The following is a 12,179-nucleotide window of genomic DNA, read 5'->3' on the forward strand; positions in this document are numbered from 1 at the left end:
GTTTCGATGGGATTAATGTGCCACATTTACGCGCGGGCAAGAGGGTAAATAGCCGCTATTTTGTACGGCAATTCATCCATTAGCCCGGCAAAATGCTTTTTTTAACGCAGGTGCGCAATGAAGAGACGCAGCCGGAAAGGATTCCCGGCTGCGGAAGGTTAGCTGGTAGATGTCGTCTGTTTATGAAACAGTTCGCGGAATACCGGGTAGATATCCTCCTGATCGCGAATATGTTGAATGGCGAAATTATCGAACATCGTTTGCAGGTGTTCGTACTCGCGCCATAACGTCTGGTGCGCCCGACGGGTGATTTCTATATAGCTGTAGTAACGCACCACCGGCAAGATTTTCTTCGCCAGGATTTCGTGACACAGCGGTGAATCGTCCGCCCAGTTGTCGCCGTCCGACGCCTGTGCGGCGTAGATATTCCACTGCGCCGGGTCGTAACGATCTTTAACCACTTCATCCATCAGTTTCAGCGCGCTGGAAACGATGGTGCCGCCGGTTTCCTGCGAGTAGAAGAACTCATGTTCATCCACCTCTTTCGCCTGCGTATGATGGCGGATATAGACCACTTCGACGTTTTTATAGGTTCGGCTCAGGAACAGATAGAGCAGAATATAAAAACGCTTGGCCATATCTTTGGTCGCTTGATCCATGGAACCCGAAACGTCCATCAGGCAGAACATCACCGCCTGGCTGGAGGGTTCCGGCCGTTTTTCGTAGTTTTTGTAGCGTAAGTCAAAGGTGTCGATAAACGGCACGCGCTCAATTTTTGCCCGCAGTTCGGCAATCTCTTTACGCAGACGCTCCTCTTCAAGTAATTGTGCAGGTTCGCTTTTTGCCACTGTTTCGAGGCTGCTTTCCAGTTCGCGCAGCTCACGACGTTTTCCTGCCGTCATGGCTGTGCGGCGCGCCAGCGAGTTTTGCAACGAACGTACGACGCTGATATTCGCCGGTACGCCGTTGGCGGTGTAGCCCGCGCGGTGCGTTTTGAACTCATTAAGCTGCCGTTGCTGGTTCTTTTTCAGGTTCGGCAGTGCCAGATCCTCAAACAGCAAATCGAGGTACTCATCTTTGGAGATCTGGAAAACAAACTCATCCTGACCTTCGCCGTCAGGGCTGGCTTCGCCCTGACCACCGCCGCCACCGCCACCGCCGCCTTGCGGGCGCTCGATGCGGTCATTTTGTACAAAATGGTCGTTTCCAGGATGAACGCGGTGGCGTAAGCCGCCACGCCCCTGATGGAACATCGGTTCGCTGATATCCTCCGTCGGGATGGAGACGGATTCGCCATTCTCTACGTCGGTTACCGAACGCTTGTTGATCGCTTCGGAGATCGACTGCTTTATTTGCGCTTTATAACGGCGTAAAAATCGCTGGCGGTTAACCGTGCTTTTATTTTTACCGTTCAAACGCCGGTCAATGAACCAGGTCATAGTTCCCTCCCGCTGCGTATGCCAACGTTGCAACAGGCCGCGCGCAGGGCGCGGCCTGCGCGTTGTTATGATGATTTACGTACACGCAGATACCATTCGCACAACAGGCGAACCTGTTTGCGGGTGTAGCCTTTCTCCATCATACGGTCGACAAAATCGTCGTGCTTTTTCTGCTCGTCGGTAGAGGTTTTGGCGTTGAACGAAATCACCGGCAACAGCTCTTCGGTGTTCGAGAACATTTTTTTCTCGATTACCGTGCGCAGTTTTTCGTAGCTGGTCCAGTTCGGGTTGCGTCCGTTGTTATTAGCGCGGGCGCGCAGCACGAAATTAACGATCTCATTACGGAAATCTTTCGGGTTGCTGATCCCGGCCGGTTTTTCAATTTTTTCCAGTTCCGCGTTCAGGGATTCACGGTCAAACAATTGGCCGGTATCCGGGTCGCGGTACTCCTGATCCTGAATCCAGAAATCCGCATAGGTGACATAACGATCGAAGATGTTCTGCCCATATTCGGAATAGGATTCGAGGTAGGCCGTCTGGATCTCTTTGCCGATAAACTCGGCGTATTTCGGGATCAGATAGCCTTTCAGGAATTCCAGGTAACGTTCAGCCAGCTCTTGCGGGAACTGCTCACGCTCAATTTGTTGTTCCAGAACGTAGAACAGGTGTACCGGGTTGGCTGCCACTTCGACGTGATCGAAGTTGAATACGCGTGAGAGGATCTTAAAGGCAAAACGTGTCGACAGACCGTTCATCCCTTCATCGACACCGGCGTAGTCGCGGTATTCCTGATAGGACTTCGCTTTCGGATCGGTATCTTTCAGGCTTTCACCGTCGTAGACGCGCATTTTCGAGTAGACGCTGGAGTTTTCCGGCTCTTTCAAACGCGACAGAATCGAGAAACGGGCCAGCGTTTCAAGCGTTCCCGGTGCGCATGGCGCATGGGAAAGCTCACTGTGGTTGAGCAGTTTTTCGTAAATTTTCATCTCTTCTGAGATGCGCAAGCAATAAGGCACTTTGACGATGTAAACACGGTCAAGGAACGCCTCGTTGTTTTTGTTGTTACGGAACTGCACCCATTCGGATTCGTTCGAGTGGGCGAGGATGATGCCATTAAACGGCAGAGCGGAGATGCCTTCAGTACCGTTGTAGTTGCCCTCCTGCGTGGCGGTCAGCAGGGGGTGCAGCACCTTGATCGGCGCTTTAAACATTTCGACGAATTCCATGATGCCCTGGTTCGCCCGGCACAGCGCACCGGAGTAACCATAGGCGTCCGGATCGTTTTGCGCATGGTTTTCCAGTTTGCGGATATCCACTTTGCCGACCAGCGCTGAAATGTCCTGGTTGTTCTCATCGCCCGGTTCCGTTTTGGCAATCGCAATCTGTTCCAGAATCGACGGCCAGACTTTTACCACGCGGAATTTGCTGATATCACCACCGAAGTCGTGCAGGCGTTTGGCGGCCCACGGCGACATGATCGTGCCGAGATAACGGCGCGGGACGCTGTACTCTTTTTCGAGGATCTGGGCATCTTCCTGCGGATTAAACAGGCACAACGGGTGGTCGTTAACCGGGCTGCGCTCGCCGTTAGCGCTCAGCACGTAAATTGGCACCCGCTGCATTAAGGATTTCAGGCGTTCGGCCAGCGACGATTTACCACCGCCCACCGGGCCGAGCAGATAGAGGATCTGTTTCTTCTCTTCCAGACCCTGAGCCGCGTGTTTGAGGTATGAGACGATTTGCTCAATCGCCTCTTCCATTCCATAAAATTCTTCGAACGCGGGGTAGCGTCCGATAACCCGGTTCGAAAAGAGACGGGAAAGCCGTGGCTCCTGGGCAGTGTCTACCATCACAGGTTCCCCTATGGCCATCAGCAGCCTTTCAGCAGCATTCGCATAGGCGCTGCGATCTTGCTTACAGATGGCAAGAAACTCCTGCAGAGTGAACTCTTCGTCCTTGGCAGCTTCATAACGCTGGCGATAGTGATCGAATATATTCATGGCATGCCGTCCTTTCGTAATCTGTGGGAACAGTACAGCTATCAGTTTTTCCACTTTTAGCGTCGCAAACCAACGGGATAAAAATTATGCTCCGTCCTATTTGTTATGAGCGTGTATCCAGCTTTGATCAAGTTATCACTGAAGAAGATTCTGATGGCAGAGGGGCTTTTTTCAGCCTGTATTTGGATTAAATATCTATTGAATGGAATTTATACAGATTTTTTATATTTGATATGGGGTTTCTGTGCTGGAAAATGCCAACATTTTACATCGGGCGAATGTTGGTAAATTTTTACAGGATGTGCGGGATCGCAAGTCTGGAAAAAGTGACGCCGTCATGGTCACTTCATCGGAGCAGAACGATAATCGACAACAGAAGTACGCGAGCTGTGTTAAAGGATGATGACAGGCAGGATTAACAGGGCGGTTGTCGCCAGCAAAACGAAAGAAGCGGTGCCTGGCGATAACGCCCGGCACCATTAAACGATATGTTAGCCGCGGTGCTCTTCAATGTATTGCGCGAGGTCCGCGGGGGTTTTCAGCACGCTGGCGACTTCCGTTGGCGGGATCATGCAGCCGTAAACGTCCTGCACTTCCAGCACCATATCGACGGCGAGGATGGAGTCGAGAATATCGGACTCAATCAGCTCATCGTGAAAGCCCACTTTGCGGGATAAAATCTTTTCAAACAGCGCGAGAATTTCTTGTTCCATGATTTTTCCTGTGTATTCAGTTGCTGCGGGCATGGGTGTCCAGCAGTTTACGGTCGATTTTGCCGTTAGGGTTCAGCGGCAAAGCCTCCTGGATAATGATTTGCGACGGCACCATGTACGGCGGCACCACCTGTGAAAGCGAGTGTTTAATCGCGTCCGGCGCCAGATTGGTGACGCAGAACGCCGCGATACGCAGCACGCCGCCGCCCGCTTTCATTAGCGGTAATACCACCGCTTCACGAATGCCGGACATCGCCAGCAGGCGGTTTTCAATCTCGTTAATTTCGATGCGGTAACCGTTGAGCTTAATCTGGCTGTCGTTGCGCCCCTGGCAGTAAATAAGCCCATCTTCGTAGCCCAGATCACCGGTTTTGTAGCCGCGCCAGGCTTCGCCCTCGCGGTGCAACAGTTTTGCCGCGTTCTCTTGCTGCAGGCCAAGATAACCGCGCATCACGTTTTTGCCCCAAATAATCAGCTCACCGTCGGCAGTAATCTCCATTCTGCTCTCAGGCATCATGGTGCCAACCGGCAGCAGATCGTTTTCGCTGGCGAGGATGTCGTCGGTGATTTCGACAACGGTGGTGGCGATGGTCGCTTCGGTCGGGCCATAGGAGTTGAGGATTTTGGCCTGCGGGAAGCGGCGGCGAAGCTGTTTGACCAGCGCTTTGTTGAGCACTTCGCCGATAAACACAAACACGCTGAGTGCGGGTAAATAATCACTGTTGAATTGCGGTGAGAGCAACTTCTGGTAAGCGAAAGAGGGGGTGGAAACCCACACCGAGACCGCGTTGCTTTTCAGGCGCTCAAGCCAGTTTTCCGCGGCGATATCCTCTTTGGCATTCAGCACGATATGGCCGCCGGTCGCCAGGTTTGCCAGCAAGGGAATCAGGGAAAGGTCAAAGCTGAACACCGCGTGGTTCATCAGCACAGGCACTTCCGGCAAGGCGAAGTCCTGACGCACCCACTGCATAAAATGCCATACGCTTTCACGGCCGATCTGTACACCTTTCGGTTTGCCCGTGCTGCCAGAGGTGAACATGATATAGGCGAGATCCGGCTCCGCCAGTGGCTGGCCGGTTTCTCCGGTCGGCACAAACTGACGTGTCGCGACGTCGTAGTAATATGGCGCGCTGGCGAGATGGCAAATCTCTTTCAGCCGTTCCTGCGGGTAGATGCAATCTACCGGAATGTACGGAATGTTATGCAGCAGGCAGCTATAGATAGCGACGGCGAATTCCGCCTGCTGGTGGCCATATAACACCACTGGCGTCGCCAGCGAAGGCTGACAGCGCTGATAGCGTTTGGCCCAGTCTGTCACCGCGACAGAGAGCTGTTGCCAGTTGAGTGCTTCGTCGCTGCCGCTTATCGCTAACTGATGCGGGCGTGCGGGATCGAGTAATGCCGCACGCAGGAAATCCTGCAGCGCCTGGAGGTCAGAGTGTAGGTTCATAGGGGTGACATTCCGCTAAAAATGTAAAGAGAAGCCGCAGCGCTTGCCAGCGTTAACAGGCGTCCCAAAAAGAGGATCGTGGGATATTGCAGCCAGCCGTTCAGCGCCGGGCTACGTTTGGCTGACCACAGCAGCATGTTGTGCGCCACAGAAATAGCGCCAAACAGCGCGCCGCTAATCACATAGTGCCGTTCGAGCCCGTTCCATGCCCCCATACAAAACAGCGTGCAGAAAATACCGATATTCTGCGCCAGCGTTTTGTTCTGACGGAAAAAGTCGAGCTTCATTAAATTCATATAAATCGGCATGAACACCACATCGCGCAGCCACTCTGAAAGGCTGATGTGGAAACGACGCCAGAAATCCTGCGGGTTTTTCGCCAGAATCGGCATATTAAAGTTTGCCGGAACATTAAGGCCAAACAGGCGAGCGGCACCGATAGCCATATTGCTGTAACCGGCGAAATCAAAATAGAGATAGGCGCTGTAGGCCAGCGACATCACGACGCCAACACTGAATGTAAACGGGCGATGGCTCCAGTCCTGGATCACCAGGTTATCGATCAGCATGGCGAATAAAAACTTCTGCACGATACCGGTGAAGATTTGCTCTGCGGCGATGAGAAATTGCTCACGCGTAAGCGTGAATACCGGTTTATTAATATCCATTATCCATGTCCGCCAGCGGTACATCGGGCCGGCCAGAATAATAAACGGCATAAACAGGTAACAGAAATAGTGCAAAACATTGTTGCCATCTTTTTTATTGCGATAGAGCAAAACATCAAGGGCGCGGAAGGTCATAAAAGATAAGCCGATCATGCCCCAGTGGTTATTCAGATGTAATTTCACTGCAAACAGAGGCACTAACGTTAAACTTACCGCCTGCCAGGTTTTTAACCAGCCTTTCTCTTTTAAGGTGACGAGAAGATAAAAGCTGATAAAAACCGCAACGGGAACAATATAGTCGCCCTGAAATATATATCCCCAGCCAAATGCAGCCAGCACGGAAAAAGCGGATAAGTAAGTTAACCGATAGCGCAGCACGCGGTTAACCAGCGCAAACAATAACGCCGAAGAAAAGAGAAAAAAGAAAAAGGTTCCGGAGCTGTACATCATTCATTCCTCAGAACTTTTGATATTCAAAGTGCACTTTTAAATTCATGCTTTCATCAACAGAGGACCACGCGATAACGGTGACCGCCAGTAAGAGATAAAGTAAAAACAGGCGAATAGCGTATTTCATCGTTTAAAACTCTCAAGAATAAAGCGGTCCATCGGTACCCATGCCAGATCGGTGGGATGCAGACGGTCCCAGTTCCAGCCGTCCTGATAGGGCATAGAGTACATATCAAAATAGGGGATCTGGTTTTCTTTCAGGATGGCGGTGGTTTGCGTTACCGCAGGTTGCACCAGTTCAGGGTTTTGCACCGCACGGCGGTTTATCGCATCGATAATCACCACCACCTGAACGTGGCGCTCTTTGAGCAACGTGATCATGGCGCGAAACGCTTTCAACTGTTCCGGCTCAACGGGCGAATCGTCCCATACTTCTGGTTTTTCGCCGGGTTGATAAACCGTTTTGTCCATCCACAAGGTGTCTGCGCTTTCCTGGCGCGCCTCGTTCAGCTCGCGGGCGTGGGCCAGTTCGTGTTCCCAGTTCGGTGTGATGTCGACGGCGGGTTGCACAGGCCAGGGGCGCGCAGGCGACGCTTCAACATCCAGCATCGCCAGCCAGTCGTTTTTAATCAGTGTGCAGAAATTAGCAAATTCGTAACTGACTTCTTGCCAGATATTGTCCAGGTCCCAGCCAGAAATTTTCATTTGTTCAAAGGTTAAATGGCTGGTCTCTTTTTTATTGATATGGCGTAAGTAGTTGACGAGGAATGGGCGTGTTTGTTCATCCTGCATTAACGGATTAAAAACTGGTGCCGGGAAATTATTCGCAAAAATAGCAGGAGGCACGCCGGTTGAATAAAAACTATCGGGCGCCAGTAGCAAAACGACTTTACTGTTTGCGTTAAGGTCATTCTTAAAGCGAGACAGCAGAAGAAAATGGGTGACGCTGTCATCAAAACTGTCGCCAAATGCGACTACATTACGATGTAAATCATTATTAAGGTAATTATATACAGCGTAAGGCTCATCTTCTGAGGTGGCGACTTCCGATGCGCCAATGAAAAAAATCGCATTACCCTGCAGGGCATGAGAAATAGTGGCTATTTTTTCCGCCTGCTCTTTTGCCGTGCCGTCCATTGCTTTAATCAGCGGCTGGAATTTAAGCGGCGGATCAAAGCGGGTCACCAGCGGATGAACGCAAAGGAACAGGACGGCGAGAAGCGCCATCAAAAAATGTAGGCAGAAAGTATTTTTGATTTTCATTATAAAATTAAAATTACTTGATATTCATTTGTTTAAAATATGTTGTTTTTTAACGTAACAGACAAATTTGATCTCTGTCTCCGCGACACTATATACCAGCCTTATGACGGATGATGAGCACTGCCGTGTAACGGTATGTACAGCGTGTCATTTATTACCGGAAAGGGTCGAAGAGGCTTGATGAACGGGGCGCGAAAGCATTTTTCCGCACTCGTTGCGGCAGGGTAATCGACATACATAATTTGCGATTTTTTGTAATGTTTAGGTAAAAAAATTTGGGTAGGCTGGCGCGGGCGGTTAAACTTCTTGCGCCAATTATTTGACTACAGGAAAGAAAGGACTGTGACCAAAATCAAACTCGTGGCACTGGGCGTGCTGACCGCGTCCTGCGCTTTTGCAGCAAATGCAGAAAATACCTTTTCACTGGGCGCTGGCGTGGGCGTCGTTGAATCCCCGTATAAACAGTATGATAAACGTGTCCTGCCGGTTCCTGTTATCACCTATGAGAGTGATAATTTCTGGTTTCGCGGTTTAGGCGGCGGTTATTACCTGTGGAATGACCAGGCGGATAAACTCTCCATCACCGCGTTTTACTTCCCATGGGAGTTCAAACCAAAAGACAGTGATAATAACCAGTTGCGTCAGTTGGATCGCCGTAAAGCGACGATGATGGCGGGGCTTTCCTACATCCACAATACCGATTACGGTTTCCTGCGCACCACGCTGGCGGGCGATGTGCTGGATAACAGCAACGGCGTTCTGTGGGACATCGGCTGGTTGTACAACTACAACAACGGTGCGCTGAGCGTCACGCCAGGCATTGGTGTTGAGTGGGCCAGCGATAACCTGAACCAATACTACTACGGTGTGTCGCGTTCCGAAGCGCGTCGCAGCGGGCTGAAAAGCTACGATCCGGATAATGGCTGGAGCCCGTACCTTGAGCTTACGGTCAGCTACCGTCTGACGGATAGCTGGACCGTGTACGGCTCGGGCCGTTACACCCATCTGTCGGATGAGATCAAAGACAGCCCGATGGTGGACAAATCCTGGGGCGGGCTGTTGTCCACCGGGGTGACGTACCGCTTCTGATTGTGCAGTTGAATAGCGCGATCTGTGCAATAAAACAGGGCCATTGGCCCTGTTTTGCTTTACGGTGAAACGTTTAGCAGGAGGAGAAGATGGCAGACAAAAAAGTGGTTTTTGCAGGCCAGGTTTCGCAGCCCGCCATTGGCCAGGGCACCTGGTACATGGGGGAAAACGCGCGGCTGCGCCAGAAAGAAGTGGATGCGCTGCGCGCGGGTATCGATCTGGGATTAACGTTGATTGATACGGCGGAAATGTATGCCGACGGCGGAGCGGAAGAGGTGGTCGGCGAAGCCTTACAGGGCGGTTTACGTGACAAGCTGTTCCTGGTTTCCAAAGTTTATCCGTGGAATGCCGGCGGCAAGAAGGCAATCGCTGCTTGCGAAGCCAGCCTGCGTCGCCTGAAAACAGAGGTTCTCGATCTCTACCTGCTGCACTGGCGCGGGAACTATTCCCTTGCTGAAACCGTCGAGGTGATGGAAACGCTGATCGCGCAGGGCAAAATACGCCGCTGGGGCGTTTCAAACCTGGATTACAGCGATATGCAGGAGCTGATGCGCGTGCGTGGTGGTGACGCCTGTGCGACAAATCAGGTGCTGTATCATCTTGGTTCGCGCGGCATTGAATATGATCTGCTGCCATGGTGCCAGCAACAGGCAATGCCGGTGATGGCCTATTGTCCGCTGGCTCAGGCAGGCCGCCTGCGCGATGGTTTGCTGGAAAACAGTACGGTGCGCGAGATTGCCGCAGCACATGGTGTCAGCGCTGCGCAAATTTTACTGGCTTGGGTGATTAGCCATCAGGGCGTGATTGCCATTCCCAAAGCATCCAGCGTGGAACATGTGCAGGAAAATGCGGCGGCATTAAATATCACGTTAAGCAGCGACGAATTAGCGCGGCTGGATAATGCTTTCCCGGCACCGGGTCGTAAAACGCCACTCGACGTGGTGTAACAGAAATAATAACCCTCTCCTGTCAGGAGAGGGTTGGCAGGATCAGCGTTTAACGACGCGGATGGTCTGCGCCAGGCGGGACGGTTTTTCTTCAGTGGTTTTCTGCGGCACGGTTGCGTTAACCGATTCCACGCAGACAAATGTTTTGTAGCCGTCATCCGGCATGTCAGCCATGCTGACGGAGAGCGCCGGGCCGGGGTTCCACGCCACGACATTTGCGTTATGGCTGTGGATGACTTCAATAGTGCGGTTAAGCGCGCTGTCGTGGATCAGGCTGCAGGCTTCTGCATTCAGATAGACGCGGTCGGTGCGATCCGGGAACGTCTGCACACCATCAGCCAGCACATCTTCTTTCGCATCGTTCACTTTGTCGATAAAGCGATCGCCAAGGCCACTCACTTTTACGGCTGCGATATCACCGACGTTGAAATAGGTGTGCAGTGCCGAGGTGGTTTCAAACTCACCGTGGGCTTCGAGCTCCATTTCGCACGTCGCGCCCAGTTTGTAGCGGGCATATACCGTAAAGTCGTGCGGCCAGAATTTGCGCGATGCATCGCTGCTCTGCAGTTCAAAGGTCAGCACTACGCCGCTGGCGTCTTCGTTATGCGCTTTCAGCGCCCACGGCAGATTGCGCGCAAAACCATGCGCTGGCAGGCCTTGTTGTTTTGCCGGGCCGAACCACGGCCAGCAAACCGGCACGCCGCCACGCAGCGCGACGCCATCTTTAAACGGTGTGTTGCCGCTCAGCCACAGAACGTCTTCTTCACCCTGCGGTTTCCAGGAAAGCAGATGAGCGCCCTGTAAGGCGAATGAACCTTTAACCTGCGGATGGTCGACGACGATAACGTCCAGCTCGTCCATTTTGCGCAGGGAGAGAGTAGGGGTAATTTGTTCGACTACCGGAAGTGCAAAAATTTTATTAATCATTAACGCAATCCTCTGTCTTCAAAACAAAAAAAGAGCGACCGAAGTCGCTCTTTCAGATCATGTTCTCATCTCAACTTATTTGGAGATGTGAGCGATCAGGTCCAGAACTTTGTTGGAGTAACCAGTTTCGTTGTCGTACCAGGAAACCAGTTTCACGAAGTTGTCGTTCAGTGCGATACCGGCTTTAGCATCGAACACTGAAGTGCAAACTTCACCGTTGAAATCGGTAGAAACCACGTCGTCTTCGGTGTAACCCAGAACGCCTTTCATCGGGCCTTCAGAAGCGGCTTTGATGGCTTTCTTGATTTCTTCGTAGGACGCTGCTTTTTCCAGACGAACGGTCAGGTCAACAACGGATACGTTCGGAGTCGGAACGCGGAACGCCATACCAGTCAGTTTGCCGTTCAGTTCCGGCAGTACTTTACCTACAGCTTTAGCAGCACCGGTAGAGGACGGGATGATGTTCTGGGATGCGCCGCGGCCGCCGCGCCAGTCTTTGTGAGACGGGCCATCAACGGTTTTCTGCGTTGCGGTGGTCGCGTGAACAGTGGTCATCAGACCTTCGATGATGCCGAAGTTGTCGTTGATAACTTTTGCCAGCGGAGCCAGGCAGTTAGTGGTGCAGGAAGCGTTGGAAACGATGTCCTGGCCAGCATATTTGTCGAAGTTAGCGCCACGTACGAACATCGGGGTGTTGTCTTTGGACGGGCCAGTCAGAACAACTTTTTTCGCGCCAGCGGTGATGTGTTTACGAGCGGTTTCGTCGGTCAGGAAGATACCGGTAGCTTCAGCAACTACGTCAACGCCGATTTCGTTCCATTTCAGATTAGCCGGGTCTTTCTCAGCAGTAACACGGATGGTTTTGCCGTTAACAACCAGGTGGCCGTCTTTCACTTCTACGGTACCGTTGAAACGACCGTGAGTGGAGTCATACTTCAGCATGTACGCCATGTATTCAGCGTCCAACAGATCGTTGATACCAACGATTTCGATGTCAGAACGTTCCTGAGCAGCACGGAAAACAATGCGACCGATACGGCCAAAACCGTTGATACCTACTTTGATAGTCATATATTCCACCAGCTATTTGTTAGTGAATAAAAGGTTGGCTGTAAAATTACAAAAACCTTACGCAGCGTCAAGCGGAATCGTGTCAATCATTGCGACAAATCAATCCTCCGCATAACCTTTGTTCGACTGACTCGCCTCACTCTTCCTTTGAGCATGCTCCCC

10 protein-coding genes are annotated in these 12,179 nt (G+C 51.8%); 2 read left to right on the forward strand and 8 right to left on the reverse strand.

Features of this window, described 5'->3' with window-relative positions; all coding sequences use genetic code 11:
• Positions 1–158: 158 nt before the first annotated feature.
• The 6 genes from ACFX4U_RS00675 to ACFX4U_RS00700 all read right to left on the reverse strand — a co-directional run bounded on the left by ACFX4U_RS00675 (position 159) and on the right by ACFX4U_RS00700 (position 7,983).
• Complete coding sequence (locus tag ACFX4U_RS00675) at positions 159–1,439, reverse strand: YeaH/YhbH family protein (protein WP_200551747.1); 1,281 nt, start codon at positions 1,437–1,439, stop codon at positions 159–161.
• 65 nt (positions 1,440–1,504) lie between these two features.
• A complete protein-coding gene (gene yeaG / locus ACFX4U_RS00680) occupies positions 1,505–3,439 on the reverse strand; it encodes a protein kinase YeaG (protein ID WP_200551748.1) in 1,935 nt (644 codons plus the stop codon).
• A gap of 491 nt (positions 3,440–3,930) precedes the next feature.
• Entirely contained in the window at positions 3,931–4,152 is a 222-nt protein-coding gene (locus tag ACFX4U_RS00685; RefSeq protein WP_017456505.1) for an acyl carrier protein, read from the reverse strand.
• A 16-nt stretch (positions 4,153–4,168) separates the two neighbouring features.
• Complete coding sequence (locus ACFX4U_RS00690) at positions 4,169–5,602, reverse strand: AMP-binding protein (RefSeq protein WP_313509253.1); 1,434 nt, start codon at positions 5,600–5,602, stop codon at positions 4,169–4,171.
• Positions 5,599–6,717 carry a membrane-bound O-acyltransferase gene (locus ACFX4U_RS00695; RefSeq protein WP_313509256.1) on the reverse strand — a complete coding sequence of 373 codons (1,119 nt, stop codon included), beginning with the start codon at positions 6,715–6,717 and terminating at the stop codon, positions 5,599–5,601. The genes ACFX4U_RS00690 and ACFX4U_RS00695 overlap by 4 nt, the downstream gene beginning before the upstream one ends.
• A gap of 126 nt (positions 6,718–6,843) precedes the next feature.
• Entirely contained in the window at positions 6,844–7,983 is a 1,140-nt protein-coding gene (locus ACFX4U_RS00700) for a D-alanyl-lipoteichoic acid biosynthesis protein DltD (RefSeq protein WP_313509258.1), read from the reverse strand.
• Between the two features lie 342 nt (positions 7,984–8,325).
• On the opposite strand from ACFX4U_RS00700, the gene ACFX4U_RS00705 reads away from it, so the two are divergent.
• Positions 8,326–9,072 (forward strand): MipA/OmpV family protein, encoded by a 747-nt coding sequence (locus ACFX4U_RS00705; RefSeq protein ID WP_305736292.1) that lies wholly within the window; start codon positions 8,326–8,328, stop codon positions 9,070–9,072.
• An 89-nt stretch (positions 9,073–9,161) separates the two neighbouring features.
• The gene (locus ACFX4U_RS00710; RefSeq protein ID WP_313509261.1) at positions 9,162–10,019 is read left to right on the forward strand and encodes an aldo/keto reductase; all 858 of its coding nucleotides are present in this window, start codon (positions 9,162–9,164) and stop codon (positions 10,017–10,019) included.
• Between the two features lie 42 nt (positions 10,020–10,061).
• On the opposite strand, the gene ACFX4U_RS00715 is transcribed toward ACFX4U_RS00710, so the two are convergent.
• Complete coding sequence (locus tag ACFX4U_RS00715) at positions 10,062–10,946, reverse strand: D-hexose-6-phosphate mutarotase (RefSeq protein ID WP_305736290.1); 885 nt, start codon at positions 10,944–10,946, stop codon at positions 10,062–10,064.
• A gap of 75 nt (positions 10,947–11,021) precedes the next feature.
• Positions 11,022–12,017, reverse strand: coding sequence for a glyceraldehyde-3-phosphate dehydrogenase (gene gapA, locus ACFX4U_RS00720; RefSeq protein ID WP_017456513.1), 996 nt, complete (start codon positions 12,015–12,017; stop codon positions 11,022–11,024).
• Positions 12,018–12,179: the final 162 nt, after the last annotated feature.

It is taken from the genome of Kosakonia sp. YIM B13588 (genome assembly GCF_042788165.1).
Taxonomy (GTDB): domain Bacteria; phylum Pseudomonadota; class Gammaproteobacteria; order Enterobacterales; family Enterobacteriaceae; genus Kosakonia; species Kosakonia sacchari.